At 63.1% G+C, this 19907-nt stretch carries 19 protein-coding genes and 2 pseudogenes; 3 read left to right on the top strand and 18 right to left on the bottom strand.

The genetic code is table 11. From position 1 onward, the window contains the following. Positions 1 to 6: 6 nt before the first annotated feature. Together D002_RS0101040 and D002_RS0101035 are read right to left on the bottom strand one after the other, a co-directional pair. The gene (locus D002_RS0101040) at positions 7 to 882 is read right to left on the bottom strand and encodes an undecaprenyl-diphosphate phosphatase (RefSeq protein WP_018140062.1); all 876 of its coding nucleotides are present in this window, start codon (positions 880 to 882) and stop codon (positions 7 to 9) included. 96 nt (positions 883 to 978) lie between these two features. Then, positions 979 to 2286, bottom strand: coding sequence for a methyl-accepting chemotaxis protein (locus D002_RS0101035; protein WP_018140061.1), 1308 nt, complete (start codon positions 2284 to 2286; stop codon positions 979 to 981). Positions 2287 to 2480: 194 nt separating this feature from the next. Between D002_RS0101035 and D002_RS0101030 the strand changes: the two genes are divergently transcribed. Beyond that, positions 2481 to 2918, top strand: coding sequence for an Rrf2 family transcriptional regulator (locus D002_RS0101030; RefSeq protein WP_018140060.1), 438 nt, complete (start codon positions 2481 to 2483; stop codon positions 2916 to 2918). An 18-nt stretch (positions 2919 to 2936) separates the two neighbouring features. After that, positions 2937 to 4658: an ExeM/NucH family extracellular endonuclease gene (locus D002_RS0101025; protein ID WP_018140059.1), complete on the top strand. Its 1722-nt coding sequence runs from the start codon at positions 2937 to 2939 to the stop codon at positions 4656 to 4658. A 52-nt stretch (positions 4659 to 4710) separates the two neighbouring features. On the opposite strand, the gene D002_RS0101020 is transcribed toward D002_RS0101025, so the two are convergent. The 10 genes and pseudogenes from D002_RS0101020 to D002_RS0100980 form a co-directional block, all read right to left on the bottom strand. Next, complete coding sequence (locus D002_RS0101020) at positions 4711 to 5622, bottom strand: mechanosensitive ion channel family protein (protein ID WP_018140058.1); 912 nt, start codon at positions 5620 to 5622, stop codon at positions 4711 to 4713. A 16-nt stretch (positions 5623 to 5638) separates the two neighbouring features. Then, positions 5639 to 6448, bottom strand: coding sequence for a hypothetical protein (locus D002_RS0101015; protein ID WP_051068443.1), 810 nt, complete (start codon positions 6446 to 6448; stop codon positions 5639 to 5641). A 93-nt stretch (positions 6449 to 6541) separates the two neighbouring features. Then, complete coding sequence (locus tag D002_RS0101010; protein WP_026181425.1) at positions 6542 to 7630, bottom strand: PA0069 family radical SAM protein; 1089 nt, start codon at positions 7628 to 7630, stop codon at positions 6542 to 6544. Then, complete coding sequence (locus D002_RS0101005) at positions 7630 to 8004, bottom strand: DnaJ family domain-containing protein (RefSeq protein WP_018140055.1); 375 nt, start codon at positions 8002 to 8004, stop codon at positions 7630 to 7632. The genes D002_RS0101010 and D002_RS0101005 overlap by 1 nt, the downstream gene beginning before the upstream one ends. A 21-nt stretch (positions 8005 to 8025) precedes the next feature. Beyond that, entirely contained in the window at positions 8026 to 8505 is a 480-nt protein-coding gene (locus D002_RS0101000; protein ID WP_018140054.1) for a hypothetical protein, read from the bottom strand. Between the two features lie 75 nt (positions 8506 to 8580). Continuing rightward, positions 8581 to 9615 carry a dihydroorotase gene (gene pyrC, locus D002_RS0100995; RefSeq protein ID WP_018140053.1) on the bottom strand — a complete coding sequence of 345 codons (1035 nt, stop codon included), beginning with the start codon at positions 9613 to 9615 and terminating at the stop codon, positions 8581 to 8583. Positions 9616 to 9663: 48 nt separating this feature from the next. Then, positions 9664 to 9920 (bottom strand): annotated as a pseudogene (locus D002_RS13820) (DUF167 domain-containing protein). 13 nt (positions 9921 to 9933) lie between these two features. Beyond that, positions 9934 to 10680 (bottom strand): class I SAM-dependent methyltransferase, encoded by a 747-nt coding sequence (locus D002_RS0100990; RefSeq protein WP_018140052.1) that lies wholly within the window; start codon positions 10678 to 10680, stop codon positions 9934 to 9936. Between the two features lie 91 nt (positions 10681 to 10771). Next, on the bottom strand, positions 10772 to 11800 hold the full coding sequence (locus D002_RS0100985; protein WP_026181424.1) for a hypothetical protein: 1029 nt from the start codon (positions 11798 to 11800) through the stop codon (positions 10772 to 10774). A gap of 93 nt (positions 11801 to 11893) precedes the next feature. Beyond that, on the bottom strand, positions 11894 to 12724 hold the full coding sequence (locus D002_RS0100980; RefSeq protein WP_018140050.1) for an alpha/beta hydrolase: 831 nt from the start codon (positions 12722 to 12724) through the stop codon (positions 11894 to 11896). Positions 12725 to 12824: 100 nt separating this feature from the next. Between D002_RS0100980 and D002_RS0100975 the strand changes: the two genes are divergently transcribed. Further along, positions 12825 to 15035, top strand: coding sequence for a bifunctional (p)ppGpp synthetase/guanosine-3',5'-bis(diphosphate) 3'-pyrophosphohydrolase (locus D002_RS0100975; protein WP_018140049.1), 2211 nt, complete (start codon positions 12825 to 12827; stop codon positions 15033 to 15035). A gap of 201 nt (positions 15036 to 15236) precedes the next feature. Here the strand turns inward: D002_RS0100975 and D002_RS0100970 are convergent, their stop codons facing one another. The 6 genes and pseudogenes from D002_RS0100970 to D002_RS12995 form a co-directional block, all read right to left on the bottom strand. Then, positions 15237 to 15623, bottom strand: a complete 387-nt coding sequence (locus D002_RS0100970; protein ID WP_026181423.1) for a flagellar protein FliT — start codon at positions 15621 to 15623, stop codon at positions 15237 to 15239. A gap of 46 nt (positions 15624 to 15669) precedes the next feature. Next, complete coding sequence (gene fliS / locus D002_RS0100965) at positions 15670 to 16083, bottom strand: flagellar export chaperone FliS (protein ID WP_018140047.1); 414 nt, start codon at positions 16081 to 16083, stop codon at positions 15670 to 15672. Between the two features lie 38 nt (positions 16084 to 16121). Next, positions 16122 to 17483 carry a flagellar filament capping protein FliD gene (fliD, locus tag D002_RS0100960; RefSeq protein ID WP_018140046.1) on the bottom strand — a complete coding sequence of 454 codons (1362 nt, stop codon included), beginning with the start codon at positions 17481 to 17483 and terminating at the stop codon, positions 16122 to 16124. 231 nt (positions 17484 to 17714) lie between these two features. Next, the gene (locus D002_RS0100955) at positions 17715 to 18926 is read right to left on the bottom strand and encodes a flagellin (protein ID WP_018140045.1); all 1212 of its coding nucleotides are present in this window, start codon (positions 18924 to 18926) and stop codon (positions 17715 to 17717) included. Positions 18927 to 19152: 226 nt separating this feature from the next. Then, a pseudogene (locus D002_RS13915) lies at positions 19153 to 19422 on the bottom strand (flagellar protein FlaG); the annotation flags it as partial. A 230-nt stretch (positions 19423 to 19652) separates the two neighbouring features. Further along, the coding region (locus D002_RS12995) for a flagellin (RefSeq protein WP_018140043.1) at positions 19653 to 19907 on the bottom strand (255 nt) is incomplete at its 5' end.

Below are 19907 nucleotides of genomic sequence, written 5' to 3'. Positions count from 1 at the left end.
CCCGCTCTAGCCGTACATGATATCGACGTCGAGGAAACCGAACAGGACCAGCAGAGCCAGCGCCCAGAGGTAGAACGAGAAGACCTTCAGATTGGCTCGATACAGGAAGAACAGGACCATCTTCAAGGAGATGACCCCGACCACGGCCGACACGACAAACCCAACCGCCAGAACGGTCCAGTTCAGTTCGCCCAGGCCCTCCCCGTTCAGGACATCCAACGATTGCACGGCGGTCGCCGCGAGAATGGTCGGGATCGCCAGGAAGAAGCTGTATTCGGCCGCCCAGCGCCGCTTCAGGCCCGAGAACAGGGCGAAGGTGATGGTCATGCCACTGCGGGACAGTCCCGGAATCAAGGCGAAACCCTGGGCGACGCCGATAATCATGGCAATTTTTGGGCTCAATTGGCGCAGGCCCAGCGGGCGCCGCTGGAGGCGGTCGGTCCACCACAAAAGAACCCCGGTCAGGCTAAGCGTTCCGGCAATCAGCGTCGGGTGCGCGAACACCTGCTCGAATCCAGCCTTCAGGGTAAAACCCACCACCGCCGTCGCGAACACTGAAAGCCCGCACAACAGGGCCAAGCGGAGAAAGAGCATCTCGCGTCCCGCCGAACCGCGAGCGGACGCCCATTGCCAACTTTCGCGCGCAATCCCACCGGTCAGACGGGTCAGGCTGTGCCGGAACACGAAGATAATCGAGACCAGCGTGCCCACGTGCACGACCAGGTCGAACAGAATCATCTCCGGGCTTTCCGGCGGCGGGAGCGGTTCGCCCTGGCGAATGAGCCAGTGCTGGGTCAGGACGAGGTGGGCCGTCGAGCTGACGGGCAGGAACATAAATATGCCCTGCACGATCCCGAGCAGGGTGGCGACCCAGACTGTCATTGCAGGTGCAGCTCCGTAATCTCGAGGCGGGCCGCAGTATACGCAAACCGCTAATGCGACGCCGGAACCCGCGTCGCAACCCGACGCAGACGCGGATCAGACGCGAAACTGGGTCGTCAGGCCCCGCAAGCGCTCGATCCGCCCGACCAGAGCATCCGTCTCGGTCGCAGTGGCTTCGGCATTGCTGGCGGTCATCTGCGCACCCTGGCTGACCTCAGTGAGCGTGCTATCCACCTCGCGCGCCACCTCCGCCTGCTGCGATACGGCGCCAGAAATCTCGTTGTTTAGATGACGGATGCGCTCCACCACGGAACGAATGGCCTGCAGGGCCTCACCGGCGCCGGCGGCCTCGTCGACACCCGCCACTCCACGCTCTCGGCTTCGTTCCATTGCGCTGGCAGCGGAGTGGGCACCGGCCTGCAGGCGCTCGATCATGGCCTGAATCTCGGTGGTGGACTCCTGGGTGCGATTCGCAAGCGTGCGCACTTCGTCCGCGACCACAGCGAATCCGCGGCCTTGCTCACCCGCGCGTGCCGCTTCGATCGCGGCATTCAGGGCCAGGAGGTTAGTCTGTTCGGCAATCCCCCGGATCACGTCAAGGACAGAACCGATACGGTCGGACTCGGCCTGCAGGTTCGCCACTTGCTCGTTCGCCGTGCCGATCTCGTCCGCAAGCTCACGCATGGTGCGTACCGTCGAATCCACCACATCGGAACCGGCACGGGTCTCGGTTTCGGCCTGATCGGCCGCCTCCGATGCGGTGCGGGCGTTCCGTGCGATTTCTTCGGCCGAGGCCGTCATCTGGTTCATCGCGGTCGCAACCTGCCCCAAGCGGGCCTGTTGCTGCTGTACCTCCTGGTTGGTCTCCTCCGCTACCCGGTGCAGCGTGCCCACGGAGTCGCCCAACTCACGGGCATGCTCGACCATCTCCGAGACCATGCGCTGCAGGCGCTCGATAAAGGCATTGAACAGCCGCGCAAGTCGGTCGATCCCGTCGTTGCGTGGCGCTGCAATCCTTTGACGCAGGTCACCCTCACCCTCTGATACCGACCCGAATTGGGTGGCCAGGCCCGCCAGGCGCCGACGAATCATAAGTAGAAACAGGAGATAGACCACCACGATCACGCCGATCGCCACGCCCAACATCATCGCGTTGACCTGCCAGGCTGCCAGGGTCAGCAATCGCTCCACCTGCTCGGCCACATCGGCCTCCAACGCCGGGGAGGTGGGATGTCCCTGCATCACCCCAGCAAGGGTGTGTTCCATGCCGCTTTTTAGCGCGGCCGTATGCCAGAACACAGCCGTGGCCGCGATCAGAAAGAAGACGCCGACGATGCCGCTCAATGCCAGCGAAAAGCGACCGGCGAGAGAAAGCCGGCTCAACCACCCAGTACCCTGTTCCATACCATCCCCTCTGTGTCCGTGATCGCGGCGGGCTCGGGCCTGGATGCGCCATTCTGAAGAGGCATCTTCAGGTGCGCTTCTCACGCCGCGTGAACGCACGACCTTGTGACGGGGGTCCGGAACCATTAAGGTTCTTGTAAATATACGTTCCAGCATATTCTTCAACTCTCACACTATCTGACGACGCCAAACCTATGCAGCTCACCCGCTACACCGACTTCTCCCTCCGCGTCCTGATGTACCTCACGGTGCAACCGCGTAACCAACGCGTGACCGTGAGCGACATCTCCGAGCAGTTCACGATCCCTCGCAATCACTTGGTCAAGATCGTCCATCAGCTTGGCCAGAAGGGGTACATCATTACGCGCCGCGGCAAAGGTGGAGGAATCTCGCTGGCCTGCGAGCCGGCCGAGATCAACGTCGGAAGCGTGGTGAAGGACATGGAGCCCAACCTGAACGTGGTGGAGTGCGAGAACCCGATATGCCCGATTCTCCCCGGTTGCCAGCTGCGGGGCGTCCTGAACGACGCACGCGATGCCTTTCTCGCCGTGCTGGACGGGTATACAATCGCGGACGTCACGCAATCGCCTGATTACTTGTTCCAATTGCTCAATCCCGACAAGAGCGCCTGACAAACAAGCGAAAGCGCCATGGATCGGCCGCACTCAGCAACCTCCCCCACGCCAACCAGTGGCACCCGCCACGCCCTGGTGTTTGCGTCCATTGGTCTGCTCCTGTCGGGCGCGGCGATGGCCGATGCCCGCGTCAGTTGCCCTACCACGGCGGCCCCTCTCCAAGACCTCTCCGACCTACGCGATGGGATCGTTTCCGAAGGTGAACCCGTAGTAGCGGAAGGCATCGCTTCCGGCGTGTTCATGGACGAAGACGAGCTGGGTGGCTTCTACCTCCAGCAAAGCACCGGGAAGGAGGCCACCGGATTGTTCGTCTACGCCCCCCGCCAGACACCCGTGCGTCCGGGACAGCGGCTGCAGGTGCACGGCGAATTCAACCGCCATCACGAGCGCCCGCAGATCTCGCATGTGAACGCCGTCCATTCCTGTGGTTACGAAGGCCGGCCCGAACCGATTGAACTGCATTTGCCCGAGGATGCGCATCGCCTGGAGACCTTTTCGGACCTGAAGGTCCGTTTTCCGCAAACGCTGACGGTGACGTCCAATCGCGAACTGGCGCGCTACGGGACCCTTACGCTTGCCGCCGATGGCCGCCTGCGGCATCCGGGGCAAACCGGCCAAGATACAGGGCCATCCCACCGCAATCGGACCATTGAGCTCGACGACGGCAGCTATCGAGCGCAGCCGGATCCCATCCCCTATCTGGACGAGTATGGCACTCGCCGCACCGGCAGCACGGTCGAGGGCCTGAAGGGCATCCTGACGCACGCCTTCGGCCGACATCGCATTCATCCCACCGCAACGCCCGCCTGGAACTCCGGCGAGCGCCCCGATCCGCCCCCGGCGCCCGCGCTGGACCGGCTGCGCATCGCCACCGCCAACCTGGAGAACGACTTCGTGACGCTCGGTGAACGCGGTGCAAGCAACCCGTCCGAACGTGAGCGCCAGACTGCCAAGTTGGATGCCCTGATTCATGCATTGAATGCGGACCTGCTGGCCGCAGTGGAACTGGAGAACGCCACCGCCGCCCGGGAAGGGCTCCTGGAGCGTTTGAACGCATCAACGCGTTCGCGCGGCGAATATTCGGCCATTGCCCACCCCGCTCCCGGGACGGATGCCATCAAGGTCGCGCTCCTCTATCGGCCCGAGCAAGTCCGGCTGCTTGATACAACCGCGGATGAGGACCCCGTCCATCACCGCCCGCCGTTGCTCGGCTGGTTCGAACATGCGGAAAGCGAACTGCGCTTTGGGGCAGTAGCCGTGCACTTCAAGGCCAAGAGCGGTTGCCCTGACTCGGGTGACATCGATCGTGGCCAGGGATGCTGGAATCTGCGCCGCACGGAACAAGCCGAACGGCTGATCCAATGGATTGAGGAACAACAACGCGGTGAATTTTCCGAAGTACCGGTCCTGATCCTGGGCGATCTCAACGCCTACGCCGCCGAAGACCCCTTACAAGTGCTGCATCGGGCGGGCAAACGGGATCTTGTTCACTCCGACCCCACACAAGCCTACAGCTATGTCTTCCGAGGCAAGGCCGGACAACTCGACTACCTACTGGGCCCAGCCCCGATGCACGAACGGGTACAGGACGGCGACACCTGGAGGGTGAACGCGGATGAACCGGTATTCCTGGGATTCGACGGCCGTCGTCCCGCGGACGGCCCCTGGCGGGCCTCGGACCACGACCCAGTGTGGGTCGACCTAAACCTGGACACAACACCCCGTCCCAACCCTTGATTTCCCTGCAAACGGCCACCGGTACCCGAACCCGGTCTCTCAACAGGACGGCCTAGTCTCGATTGCTGGCGCTGGGCGTGTCCGCTGCATCAGGATCGGCTACTGCATCCGGCAGCTCCGCCTCGGGGACGTTATCCACGATTCGCACCGGCAGCGCACCGGCGGAAAGCCCGCCCAGTGTGCGCTGCGGAAACGGGATCTCGATACCGACCGCGTCGAGGGCCGCCTTCACATCCAGATGCATGGAATTGCGCAGGTCCAGAAACTTCTCCCGTCGTGCCCAGACCGAAAGTTGAATCTTCAACGCGGAGTCGCCGTATTCAAGGAAGATGAACAACGGTTTAGGCTCTTCCAGGCACACCGGGTTGCCTTCCGCGACCTCCATCAGAACATCCCGTAACTGCTTGAGATCAGTGTGATAGGCCACGCCAATCTGCATATCCAGGCGGCGAATCGGGAAACGGCTGAGGTTGGTGAGCTGGGACTTGACCAGGCTTTCGTTAGGCACGCGCACCATCAGGTTGTCGAAGGTGCGCAACTTCACCGACAGCGGATCTATCGACAACACCTCCCCGGTCGCATCCCCGACCTTGATGACATCCCCCACGGAAAACGGTCGTTCCCCGATCAGGAACAACCCGGAGATCAGGTTCGAGGCCGAAGTCTGGGATGCAAAGCCGAGTGCGACCGTGAGGATCCCCGCGGCCCCCAGGAGCACCGTCAGATCGAAGCCCAACTCGCGCATCGCCGAGGCCAGCACCAGCAGCACAATCAGGTAGAAGCTGATGCGTCGCACCAGCATGATCTGCTGCGCGTCGAGTTTGTCCTCTAGCAAACGGCCCAGACCGCGCGACACCAGTCGTGCCACCAGGAGCCCCACCAGCAGGTAGACCGCCGCCCTCAGCGTGGCAACAAAGGCCTCGCTAGTAACAAAGGCCTGGATGGTTTGCAGCCATTCGTTCATCGCAGCCGAATGCTCCCTATTGGAACAGGGCGCTAAACGCCCGGACCATCAAGTGCCGCCCCCCGATCTCTCGGGGCTCGGCAATACGCTGGGCCCCGCTCGCCGCCGCGGGGGGGGTGGAGTCGATCTTCATCGCCGCCATGTCGCGGTCGGCCTCCCGCTCCATCCGGACCGCCGGTGTCCACAGCCGATTATGGTCGTCGGCATAGACCGGCAACCGCGGCACCGGCAGATTGACTCGCTCCAGAAACAAGGCATCGGGCGCCTTGTTCACCACCGTCAGGGGCGTGACGACACGATGCGGCCGCTCGGGTACATCGGCCAACTCAAGCCGGGCCTGGGTACGGGTCGCATAACAAAGCTCCCCATTCACGGTGCTTGGCCCGAACCAGGTATCCGAGGGCGTGTAGACGGGAAATTCCTGCACCATGGCATCACCCAGATGCACTTGCACCCAGACGGGCGAGCTCAGGTAAAGCGTGACCTGCCCCTGCGCGGGGACATAAAACGGATTCTGCGGCCGACTCACCATGGGCCGATCGGCCAGTGCCACTCGCAACTCCGGCTTCACATCGGCCGCGGCGCCCGCGAAGCGAAGCAACCCCTTTGCATCGGCGGGAAACTCATCCGCGCACGGCACATCGACCGCGAGGGTCGCATCGGCCGGGTCACGAGGACGCTCCGTCACCATTTGCCACTCCTGTGGCCCGTGGAGCAGCCACAAGTCCAGCGGCCCGATGGACCAGCGTCCGTGCTGACCTGAAGAAAGGGCCCGGCGCCCCCACCAAGCCACGCTGCGATTTTTAGCTATGGTCGTGTCCGGCATGACTCGTTCTTTGTTCGCGAGGTACTTACTGTAAACCAGATTGGCCGCAAGACGCTGCCGGTTACGTCGAAATCGGCCCGCCCACGATCGGTCTCAGAATAGATCCATCTGGTTGTCGTCGCGTCTATTGGCCCTGTCGATGGGCGGCTCGAACTGGGTGCAGTCGAGCTCGACCAGGCGCCCGGCGAGACCGGCCCGCCGCCGTGCCAACCGAAATCGTTGGCGCAGGACCTCGGCATAGGGACCACCGCCACGCATCCGGTGCCCGAAGGTCGAATCATACAGTTGGCCTCCGTGCGCCTCGCGCAGACGCTGCAGGATGTGCTCGGCCTTTAGCGGATAGTGGGTCCGCAACCAGTCCTCGAACACTGGTGCCACCTCGCGGGGCAGACGCAACAGGACATAGCCCGCGCCCACCGCGCCCGCCGCTGCCCCCGCATCCAGCAGCGTTTCCAGTTCACCATCGGTGAGCACCGGAATCAGGGGCGCGACCAGAAGGCTCACAGGCACTCCAGCTGCCGTCAGGCGTTCGATTGTCTGCAGGCGTCGCTGGGGCGCGGCTGCGCGCGGCTCAAGATGGCGCGAAAGTCCGCGGTCCAGCGTGGTTACCGAGATGGCGACCTGCGCCAGCCCGCGTTCGGCCATCGGCGCCAGCAGGTCGAGATCGCGCTCCACCAAGGCGGACTTGGTGACAATGGAAACCGGGTGCCTGGTGGCGGCCAGCACTTCGAGAATCTCTCGCGTGATCCGCCATTCGCGTTCGATGGGTTGGTAGGCATCCGTGTTAATCCCCAGTGCCAGGGGCGTTACACGGTGCGATGGCCGCGCCAACTCTCGCCGCAGACAGTCGGCGGCACCGACTTTTGCAAACAACCGGCTCTCGAAATCCAGACCGGGTGACAACCCCACATAGGCATGCGCAGGGCGCGCAAAGCAGTAGGAACATCCATGCTCACAGCCCCGATACGGGTTAAGCGACAGTTCGAATGGGACATCCGGCGACTGATTCCACGACAGGACCCTGCGCGGATGCTCGACCGTGACCTCAGTGCGCAGCGGTGTTGGGGCATCATCGTCGCCTACCCAACCGTCGTCGAAGGCCTCGCGGCGGGTCGGTTCAAAGCGGGCATCTGGGTCGATGGTCGCGCCCCGACCCCGCACCGGGCCGTGGAGCGGACTCATCATCGCTCGGGACCATCCATCCGTTCACACAGGGCTTGGAAATAGCCCGATTCGGAGATCATCCCGCGCCCTTCTTCGCTGCGATTCAGGCGATCCAGCAACAGACGCAGGCGGCGCGCGGCCTGTTGGCGCGCCGCGTCATCATCCGCAGCCTGCAGGATGGCCTCAGCCGAGGCCACCTCGCCCCGCAGGCGTACGGCCTCGGGAACGTAGCCCGCGTTCTTCATCACCCGATAGGCCATGCGCAGTTCTTTCGGCACTGCGCTATCGTCATCCAGCACCAGGGGCCGCCCGGCTCCGGGCAAGCCGTCAAACTCGCCGCGTTGCGCAGCGTTGGCCAATCGAGCCTCGCTTTGTACCTCGGTCAGCAACATCCAGAGCGGTCCGTTTAGACTTCAGGTGTTCCCGGTCGCAGCAGGCACCATCCAAAGCGTCAAGGACAACAGGATCGCCGTCATGCTGACACCGATCAGTGGCAGCATCATGATTCCCGCGAGGGCCTCTCGGCGGAACAGGCGCATGGCCATGCCACCCAGCGTAAGCGCCCAACCCAGCGCCACGAAAAACGCCAGGGCGTTTAGTTCAGCCCGCCACAGCAGGATCAGCGCCACCGGGAGCCCCAGGTTGAGGATGACCACCCCCATCTCCTGGCTACCCGCGGCGCGCCCCGCGGACAAGGCATAGGCATACGCCGCCCAGACCATCAGCAGGCCAAAGCCCAGCGCTCCGGCGGCCGGCGAACTCAGAGGCGCGCGCAGGATGGCGGCACCGGCCGGTTCCAGCCCGACGCCCAGTGCGACAATCAGTAGAGCCACACCCAAGCTGATGGCCATCCAGAACCACAGGGTTCCGCGTTGCACATTGGGTTCGGTCATGTGTCCATCCTCTTGTTTCAATTCACTTGTCTATCTCTGCTGACCATCCATGGCGAACAGGGTTCGTTCGCCCAGCTACCGGGCTAGCTGCCAACCGATCGACTCCCCCGCGCGTAACGGCACGCCGGGATCGTGCCCGAACAGGACGGCCTCGGGCACGGTCCAGGGCGCACGTTCCAGCGTTAGCGTGTCGGTGTTGCGCGGAAGGCGATAGAAGTCCGCGCCGAAGTGGCTGGCAAACCCTTCCAGGCGGTCCAGGGCGTTCGCTGCCGCGAACACCTCGGCATACAGCTCGATGGCTGCGTGGGCCGAATAGATGCCCGCACAACCACAGGCCGACTCCTTCGCGTGACGCGGATGCGGTGCGCTGTCGGTCCCCAGGAAGAAACGCGGGTGTCCACTGGTCGCTGCTTCCACCAGAGCCTTGCGATGGCGTTCACGCTTCAGGATCGGCAGGCAGAAGTGATGCGGGCGCATACCACCTGCAAACAGCGCATTGCGGTTGTATAGCAAATGTTGGGGCGTAATGGTGGATCCCACGTTCGCGGGCGCATCCTGGACGAACTGCACGGCCGATTCAGTGGTGATGTGCTCCAGCACAACCCGCAGGTCTGGAAAATCACGGATCAGGGGTTCCAGATGGCGTTCGATGAACACCGCCTCCCGATCGAAGATATCCACATCCGGATCGGTCACCTCACCATGAACCAGCAAAGGCAGATCCAACCGTTGCATAGCCTCGAACACGGGGTAACAACGCCGGATATCGGTCACGCCACTGGCCGCATTGGTGGTGGCCCCAGCGGGGTACAACTTCACGCCATGAATAAAACCCGAGGCCTTCGCCGCCTCGATCATCTCCGGCGTGGTGCCCTCGGTCAGGTACAGCGTCATCAATGGCTCGAAATCGGCCTCATCCGGCAGGGCCGCCAGGATCCGGTCGCGATAGTCCGCGGCCGCCTCCACCGTGGTCACGGGCGGCTTCAGGTTAGGCATGATGATCGCGCGGTGGAAGCGACGCGCGGTATCCGGCAACACCGACGCCAGCACATCCCCGTCGCGTAGGTGCAGGTGCCAATCGTCCGGTCGAGTAATCGTCAGTCGATTCATCCGTAATTCCTGTCGAAGTTGGCGGTACCCAGCAATAGGGGTTCAGGTTCAGGATAGCGCGCGGCGAAGATCCGCCTCAGACCCGCCATCCACCGACACGGTCTTGATGCGCGGCGGCGCACCGGCCACGAGTTGGATGGCCGTCTTGGAAGTTCCCAGTTCGCTTGCCAGCCGCTCAACACTGCCTGATTGGCACGACCTTTCTCCGGTGGAGCCTGCGCCTGCCGCTTAAGCGCCTCCCCCATCCAGGCACCGATCGCGTTGCGCTTGAAACCCGGTGCGGCCTTCACTTTCAGACATGCCAACGGACCACCTGGATCATTCGGCCGGGCGTGTGGCCGTATAAGCGCTGAACACGCCGAGCTGGACGTCGCGCTGGACATCCTCAAAGCCGACCGCGCGCAGGGTGTCCTGGATCTCCTCCGGCGGCACGCACTGATCAATCGTGTCCCAGAAATAGCGCATCAGCAGGTGCCCGTCCGGATCTCGAGTCAGGACCTTGCCTACGAACGGGACAAAGTCACGAAAGTAAAAACGCGCGAGCGCAAACTGGCGCTTGGTCCGTGGGCGCGAGACTTCCAGGATCGTGCAGCGACCACCGGGCTTCAACACCCGGAAGTATTCGCTGAACAACTCGTGCAGATCGCGCACGTGGCGCAGCCCGTAGCCCATGTATAGCCGGTCGAATTCGCGTTCTGGCAAGGGCATTTGCTCGCCCAGACTCTGGATGAAGGTGGCATCCATCTTGGTGCGGGCGATATCCATCATGCCGCGACTGGGATCCACACAGGTCAGATGATCGTCGCCGACGACCTTGCGGATCTCCTGCGCCACCGGCCCGGTCCCGGTGGCTACATCCAGCACCTTCATCCCGGCCTTCAACCCGGATTTCTTCAGCACAAAGCGACGGTAGGCCTGCCCCGTACCAAAGAAACCGACGCGCAGGATTCGATCGTAGTAAGGCGCGGTACGGTCGAACAGGTCGTCGACGTACGCGCGACGACTCTCCTCGTCCCCGTAGTAATCCTTCAGGACCGGATGTGGTTTCTTCGTCGATTGCGGCATTCCATATGCTCCCAGGCTTGGGACCGGTTATTGCGGCCCCAGCGGCGCGCACAACCCATCCGACATCAATGTTTGAGGGGACTGCGGCGCTTCAGGGCGACGCCAGTGGTTCCGGACGATGCTCGGAGTAAAGGCCCTCGATCTCGACCAGCAATTCTTCTCGGCAGATATCGCCATGTAACAACAGGCACGGTACGTCATCACCGAGACGGGTACGCAGGTGGCGCTCGGCGGCAGGCGCATCTTTGGCATGACGCAGATAAACCTTGAGCATCGAGAGCGCTTTCGGCCCTTCGACGCCGACAGGATGGTGCGTCGCAGCCTCCTCCAACAGCACCCCGATATTGCGCAGACTCTCATCAATCTGCGCCTCTAGATCGCCAGCATGACGGCTCTCATGTCCTACGATACTCGCCGTGCCCGAGATGAACAGTTCGGCCGACTCGGGACCCGACTGCCATAGGCTGGCACGCGCGAATGACGGGCTGCGCGGACCATACTGTCGCGGATAGCGGTAGGCGCTCACCTGGCGCGGGTTCTCGATGCGAGCCGCCGCCTCCTGAGTGGCAATGAAGTAAATCAGCAGACCGTCGGCATGCGTACCGATGGCGGTCGCCGCTGGGAGATTTCGTTCGTACTCCGGTAGAGACTCGAACACCCGTGCACGGCCGCTGCAGAATCCTCGATACCGTTCCTGTTCGGCGACCGGTTCATTGATCGCGGGAAAGTAGTTCCAGACCCGCACCAGGTGCTCGAAGCCCAACGCCTGGCAACCTGCCAGAATCTCTTGGTAGGCGCGCTCGGTCAGAGGTTCGGGGTCGGTCGTGGCATCCAGGGCATGAAACCAACATCCAATCAGGCACCCCCCGCTTCGGAGGTAGGTCAGCGCACCGATCTCCCCCGTATCGCAAGCGGCCCCGTGCGGTAGTGACCAGCATTCCAACCAATCGGTATCACGCCCCAACGGCTGCAACCCAACTTGAATCTCTATCCGCTCGGGTAGGCACTCGACACCACTGGCCGCCCCAAACCGTATGACCACGGATGCCGTAGCCGATTCCGGAGAATCGTCTCGGCAATACGTCACCTTCAACGGGCTGGTTACGGTGGGTTCGCTCATTCCGTGGCGCCAGGGGCATCCATTCCGACCAAAACAGCCGCGAAGTCTACCAATCTCCTGCGCCGGAGACACGGGCCCCGTTCATGACACCTTTCAGGGGCTGGCAAGTGAGAGCCCCGCTTCCTGCAAGAACGTGCGAAGTCCCTCGATATAGGCCTCGCCAGTGGCCAAAAACCCGTCGTTGTGACCACCCTGCATCTCCAGTACCCGGGCATCCGGCGCTACAGCCTGCAGCCTTTCGGTGTGACTGAAGGGGACGATTTCGTCTTCTCGACTGTGGGCCAGAAGAATGGGTGCCTTGATCCTTTCCACACGATCCAGGGCGTCGTACTGGTGACGCAGCAACGCCCGAACGGGTAGCCAGGGGTAGTGGCGGGCACCCAGGTCCGCCGCTGAGGTAAACGCGGATTCCAGGATCACCGCACCCGGCTGCACCTCCGTCGCCAGGTCCGCCGCTACAGCCGCACCCAGCGAGCGCCCGAACAGGACTACCGCCTCGGACGGGAATGCGCGTTCCTCTACCAGGTAGCGCCAGGCTGCACGCGCATCGGCATAGGTCCCCTGCTCATCAGGGCGCCCGGCACTTCGCCCATAGCCGCGATAATCGATAATCAATACCGCCATGCCCAGCTCGTGGAACTGCTGCAGCGAGTGCAGCCGATGCCCGATATTGCCGGCGTTGCCATGCAGGAAAAGCAGTGCCGGCGAATCATCATTGGGCCCGGGCAGGAACCAGCCATGAAGGCGCACACCATCCTCCGCAGTGAGGTGAACATCTTCATAGTCCAGCCCCACGCGCTCGGGTGTACCGGAAATCGTGCTGGAGGGCATATACACCAGGCGGTCCTGGGTCACGAACATCAGCCCGACCACCAGGGCGTAGCCTAGCCCCAAGAGAAGCAGAATCTTGAACAGATTGACCATACCCCCGATCCTGACCGCCGCCATTCTCCTTCGCAAGCCACTCACCAGGCTTCGGGGTTCCGTACAATACGACTCTCCCTTCGCTCCGACGACAACCTTCATGCGCCATTCGCTGCTGACCAACACGGATCTCCAGGGGCTCGACCGAGACGCATTGCTGCGACACTTCGCGGGCCATCAACCCCTGGAAGACGCCTCCGGCGAACAACTGGCCGAGGCACTGGATCGGGCCCTCGAAACGGTGGAGACCTCCGGCCTCGAGTCGCACCCCCTGGATGTGGCCGAGATCCTGCGCCACCTCAACGTGGATCGCCAAACGCTGATTGCAACGCTGCTGGTCCCGGTCTATCTCGCGGATGCGCTTAAGCCTGCCCAGCTCGAGCAGCGCTTCGGAACGGCCATTGCCCGGCTGACGACAAACGTCGCGGCGTTGGTCCGTCGTCGCTTCGAAACACCGGCCGGTCGCCCCGAGCAAGCGGAACGCCTGCGGCGAATGCTGATGGCCATGGTGGACGACGTACGTGCCGTGTTGATCAAGCTGGCGTTCCGCGTCCAACACCTTCGACTGCTGGTGCGCGAACCAGATGACAACGCTCGCGTCCTGGCCCAGGAAACCCTGGATGTCATCGCCCCACTTGCCAACCGGCTCGGCGTCGGCCAGCTCAAGTGGGAAATGGAGGACCTCGCCCTGCGAATCCTGGAGCCGGAAACCTATCGGGATATCGCCCGGGGCCTGGAGGAAAACCGCACCGAGCGCGAGACCTACGTCGAACAGTTCGCCCAAACCCTTCAGGACCGCCTGAAGACCCAAGGGATCGAAGCTCGTGTATTTGGCAGGCCCAAGCACATCTACAGCATCTGGAAGAAGATGCAGCGCAAGCGGACCTCGCTCTCCGAACTCTACGACCTACGCGCAACCCGCGTGATCGTCGAACAGCTGGCGACCTGCTATACCGTGCTCGGTATCGTGCATAACGACTGGCGCCATTTGCCCAGCGAGTTCGACGACTACATCGCCAATCCGAAAGCCAACGGCTACCAGTCGCTCCATACCGCCGTGGTGGGCCCCGAGGGCAAGGTCGTCGAAGTGCAGATCCGCACCCGCGAGATGGACGACTTCGCCGAGCTCGGGGTCGCCGCCCACTGGCGCTACAAGGAAGGCGGGCGCGAGGATCAGGCCCTCAACCGCGCCATTGCCAACCTGCGCCAGCTGCTGGAATCGGCGGAAAGCTCCGACCAGAACCTGCTGGACGAGATCCAGAGCGAGCCCCTGCACCAGCGCGTGTTCGTTCTTACCCCCCAGGGCGAAGTTCTGGACCTGTCCCAGGGCGCGACGCCCCTGGATTTCGCCTACGCCGTGCATACCGAGGTCGGCCATCGCTGCCGCGGCGCAAAGGTGGACGGCCACATCGTCCCCCTCACCTACCGGCTCAAATCAGGCGAACGCGTGGAGGTCCTGACCACCCGGGAGGGCGGCCCCAGCCGTGACTGGCTCAACCCCAACCTCGGCTATCTGAATACCGCCCGCGCCCGCTCCAAGGTCCGCACCTGGTTCCGCCAGCAGCACCAGGACGAACACCTGGCCACTGGCAAGCACCTGCTCGATCGCGAATGCCACCGCCTTGGCTGCGGCGCCGATCTCGACCGGGACGCCCTGGCCGGCGCGATGAAGTACCAGACGTTCGACGAGCTCCTGATCGCATTGGGCGCTGGTGACATCACCACGGCACAGATCGCCGGACGGATCGCCCAACAGCTCCGCGAGGCCCGAGCAAAAGCGGCGACGGAGCCAGAAGGACAACCCGCCACACCGAAGCAGGAAACGCACACAGCACCGCAGGGGCCACGCGAGGCACAGGACGACATCCGAATCCGCGGCGTTGGCGGCCTGCTAACCACCCGCGCGCGCTGCTGCGATCCGCATCCTGGCGACCCCATCGTTGGCTTCATCACACGCGGTGCGGGCGTCTCCGTCCATCGCAGCGACTGCGTCAATATCCTTCACTTGCCGGACGAAAAGCGCGGCCGCCTGATCCCTGTCTCCTGGGGTGACGAGCCTGAAAGCGAACTCATCACGCTCGAGTTGGAAGCCCATGACCGCCCCGGCCTGCTCGGCGAGGTCGGCAGCGCCTTTTCCGAATGCGGCATCAACCTGCTCCGCGTCAACACCCGCACCGACCGCGACGACCGCAGCGTCCGCATGGAACTGGAAGCCGAATACAGCGACCTCGGCGAACTCAGTAACCTCTTCGACCGCCTCCAATCCCTCCCCAGCGTCCAAACCGTCCGTCGCGCCAACCACGGTGTCTGATACCAAGACCGCATTCACCCGTCGACACGCGCACCTCAACACGATGGCTCTTCTCCTCCTCGTGCCTTCGGTCCGGGATATAGGTTATAACGCTGGGAAAGTCAGCAGGAACGACGGGGTCAGGCGTCCCCTCAACGCGAACCGTTGATCAGGGCTATGGCCAACGCCATAGAGAAACGCCATACGGCGCTCGGATGCCGTTCACTCACCGGGCTTTAGGGGCCCAGAGCGCATGGAGTGCTGGCGCGTGCTTTTGTAGGCGTCGGTACCCCGCCGCCCGGCCCGCAACTCGCGCAACTGACGCCCCGCATTACTGCGGCGGTCGGCTAGCTCAGGCAAGGTTTCCTGATAAAAGCGAGAAAGCGCTTCTAACGCCTCGCGCAGGGTCAGCCCGCTGTCATCACGAAGCGGGACCGGCTCCGCACTGAAAGCACGATCGATCAGTATGCGAGCCTTTAGGTCAAGGTCTTCGAGGCGGTCCCATTCCTCTTCCTCAACCGCCTGAGCCATTAGTCGATGGACGGCTTCGACTGCATCTTCCAGCGTTGCGCTGTCAGCTTCTGAATCGGAATCGTGTGTCAGCGTCATCAGTGCACGACAGCACGCGCAAGAGGTTCGGTCAACACCTTCAACGTCACCCGGCCTTGCGCTGACGCTGTTCGGGCGGGATTTCATCCCAGCCGAACTTGATCTCACGGAGTAATTTCGCCACCTCGTCCAACGCGGCCGGATCGTTCTGGGCATTGCCTTCCAACAGGCGGCGGCTCATGTACTCATAGAGCGCATCCAGATTTCCGGAGAGTTCAGGGTTGTGCTTGTGATCCAGGACCGCGCGCAGCGACTCAACGATATCGATCGCCTTGCCAATCTTCTCGCCTTTCAGGCCCACATTGCCCTGCTGCATCGCACCCTTGGCCACGGCAATCCGCTCCAGCGCGCCCTCGAATAGCATCTGGATCAGCCGGTACGGGTCCGCTACCTGGGCCTCGGCCAGCGCGCCCGACTGCCGGTACTGGTTCACCGCTCGATTCATGCCCGGTCCGTACATGTGTTGCTCTCCGTTATCCGTTCGCCCAAGCGGCGCGACTATCGACGAGAATTGTTCTGGGCCAGCGGCATATTCGCCAGCTGGCTGGTCAGAAAGTCACCCGTACTCTGCATCTGCGCGACGGCGGTATCCATGCGCGAGAACTGTGCCACGAGGCGGCTCTCCATACGCTCGAGACGGACATCCAGCCGCTCCCGCTGCTGTTCGATGCGCTCCAGGTCGCCACGCAGCCCGTCGGTACGGTTCCCGATCAGCCCATCCGGTGCGACGAAGGTCCGGGTGACCTCTTCCATGCGCCCGCCGACTTCACGCACTACCTCCGAAATACTTTCGAAGTCGTTGTTATCCATCGCCTGATTAAAGCGACTGGTGTCGAAATTCAGCGTCCCATCGCGATTCGAGACGATCCCCAGCTCGGCCAGCGTCTGCACCCCAGAATCCGGCACTCCGGCCGGCTGCAGCAGGGCCTCGCTCAAGCGGCTGCGCACGCCGCGTACGGTACTGTCACCCGTCAACACCGACGGCTCGTCGTCCTCCACGTTGTAGGACGTCAGTTCTCGGGTTTGTCCGACCAGCGTGTTGTACTGCTCGACAAAGCCCTGCAGAGCCTCTCGCAGTGCGCTCTGATCTTCCCGCACCGAGACTGTAGCCGGCGCCGCGGAGGTGCCCTGCAATTCGATCGTGACGCCTTCGATGGTGTCGTCCAGGGTGTTGGTGGCGCTAGTCACGGTCACGCCGTCGATTACCGCCTCGGCATTCTGCGCCGCACGTGTCTCGACCAAGTTGCTGCCATCCAGGCGCGACAGGCCACTACCGGCCGGGTCCTCGGTCGCGGTCAGCGAGATCGTGTTGTCCGCCCCCGTCTCGGAGGCGTTCAGCACCAGCCGCGCGCCGTTACCATCGTTCACAATGGACGCACGCACGCCCGCGCCGGCCTCGTTAATGGCATCGCGCACATCGCGCAGCGTGTCGCCTTCCTCGACATTGATCGTCACCGGGCTGCTATCCCCCAGCTGCAATTGCAGCTGCCCAGCCCCGACCTCGGCATCACCGTCCGCAAAATCCCCAGCGGTGGTGGCGAGCGCCTGGGCCTGCGCCAGCTGGTTCACCTGCAGCGAGAAGGCGCCATTGTCGGCGGTGCCATCGGCACTCACGGTTGCCACGCTCTCGTCGGAGATCGAGGCCGTCTGATTCAGTTCGAATCCAGACAGAGACAGCAGCGAACCCTGGAGCTGTTCGATCCCGTTGCGCAGGTTTCCGAAGGCCGAAATCTGCGCCTCGATACGCTCTTCGCGCTGGTTGAAGCGCTCCTCCTTGGGAACGCGTTCGGCGTTCAGCAGGTCGCCTACAATCTGGTTCAGATCCAGGCCGGACCCCACACCCATCGCACTGATTGCCATCGTATTGCTCCTCGCAGGTCGACGTCTCGACCGCCTCTGTGCACGTACACCTTCTATAACGACAGCCTAGCGCAAATCTTGATCCCCTACTTCGAAAAATCTTCGCCGCTGCAACACCAAAAGGCCACACCCGTTTGGATGCGGCCTATAGAAACCGGGGCAGCGCTCTCGACTGGCGCCAGCGGTGCCGGGGCCGTGCGGGCCATCATTCAAAGGCCCGCACGGCCCCGTTTACTGCAGCAGGGCCAGCACGTTCTGCGGAATCGCATTGGCCTGCGACAGCACCGAGGTACCCGCCTGCTGCAGCACCTGGGCGCGGGTCAGCTCCGCCGTCTCCGCCGCGAAGTCGGCATCACGGATCCGCGAACGCGCGTCCGACAGGTTCTCGGCACTCACACCCAGGTTGTCAATGGTGGACTCGAAACGCACCTGCACCGCACCCAGCTCCGCACGCAGGCTGTTCACCTGGGTCAGCGCACCGTCCAGCGCACCGATCGCCTGGCTAGCGCTCTCGCGGGTGATTACGTCGATGTCGTTCAGGTTGACCTGGGTTGCAGGCACCGGATCACCGAAGACCGGATATGCCAGGGCACCTCCGTCCAAATCCGTGACCGTAATGTCATCGCGCACGTCGAATTCAGCATCAAAGGCCCCGTTGATCACGATCCCCGTATTGCCCTCATTGTCTACGCGCAGAGCCGCACTCAAGCCGGCATCGGTGATAGTGCTATTCCCTGCTGCGGCATCTTGGATCGCGCTGTTGATCTCGCGCACTACCTCGTCCAGCGTGGTCGGCCCAGTAAAACTCGCTGTAACCACCTCACCGGTGAATGCCCCGTCTTCGTTAAGAACGATCTCAAAAGGTCCGACGAACTGGAATCCATCTTCGATCTGCTCCTGGCTGAATCGCGCGGCGGAGATCGCCTCGGTTGTACCAAGCTCGGAGGTCCTCGAGTCCACGCCGCTGACCGCAATGGTCTGGCCCTGGTTCGCGCCCACTTGGAAGAACAGGTCCTGCACACTGCCATCCAGTACACGGCCACCGTTGAACTCGGTGCTGTTGGCGATCCGCGAGACCTCGGACATCAGCTGCTGAACCTCGTCGTTCAGCGCCTGACGGTCCGAGGCCGAGTTGGAATCGTTCGCCGCCTGCACCGCCAGCTCGCGTGCCCGCTGCAGCGCATCACCCACGGTCCCCAGCGCGCCCTCAGCCGTCTGCGCAAACGAAATCCCGTCGTTGGAATTGCGCACCGCCTGGTTCAGACCGCGAATCTGAGTGCTGAAACGCTCGGAAATGGCCAGACCGGCCGCGTCATCCTTGGCGCTATTAATCCGCAGGCCCGAGGACAGACGCTCCAGACTCTGGGCCAGCGCACCCTGGGAATTCCCCAGATTGCGCTGCGCGTTCAGCGACAGAACATTGGTGTTGATGATCTGGGACATTATCCCCTCCCTGTAAGCCCCGTAAGCTGAGGCAATGAGGGCTCGATTAGCCCTCTTTATGCGCCTGTAACGGCCGGAAAACCCGCAGCTTTAGACTCAGCCGGCAGTTGTTTGCCGTGCGTCCGGCAACCCTCCGCCAACACAACCAAAAAGGGCCGACCCCGAACCCGGGACCGGCCCTTCTGGCCACCGTCATGCGTACCGGGGCGGCGCGCCCCGGACGGCATCAGGCCTGATCCACCAGGCCTGTACCACCCAGTTCCTGATCACTCTGGAAGCGCTCCACCAGGGCCAGCACAGCCTCTGGCGGGATCTGCCGGATTACCTGCTCCCGGTCACCATCCATTACCGTGATCACCGTGCGGCCACTGGTGTCGTCCACGCTGAACTCCAGCGCCCGCTTGGTGGATTGCAGGTAGGAATTGATCGACTCCACCACCTGATTGACCTCGTCCATGTCCATGGCCTCGATCGCAGGTCCGGTGGAACTAGGAGCTGATGATTCCGTGACACTGCCCGCACGCGAGACGGCCTCCGGCCGACCCTCGCCACGAACAGGACCCGCACCGGGACCTGGGGCCTTCGCCCCCTCGCCCCCGCGCGGGTTCACTGCCACCAGCGGTGATGTGATACTGCCGATTCCATCACTCATATCGCTGTCCTCTTCAGAAGGGGTGGATGGCGACCTCGCCATCCACCCTCAACCAGAAGCCCGAGTGATCGAGCTTACTGCAGCAGGGCCAGCACGTTCTGCGGAACCGCATTGGCCTGCGACAGCACCGAGGTACCCGCCTGCTGCAGCACCTGGGCGCGGGTCAGCTCCGCCGTCTCCGCCGCGAAGTCCGCATCCCGGATCCGCGAACGCGCATCCGACAGGTTCTCGGAACTCACGCTCAGGTTGTCGATAGTGGACTCGAACCGCACCTGCACCGCACCCAGCTCCGCACGCAGGCTGTTCACCTGGGTCAGCGCCCCGTCCAG

Origin of the sequence: Thioalkalivibrio sp. ALJ7 (assembly GCF_000376865.1) — a bacterium.
GTDB lineage: Bacteria > Pseudomonadota > Gammaproteobacteria > Ectothiorhodospirales > Ectothiorhodospiraceae > Thioalkalivibrio.
The sequence above is the reverse complement of the archived record's forward strand: the minus strand, read 5'-3'. Positions and strand labels throughout refer to the sequence as shown.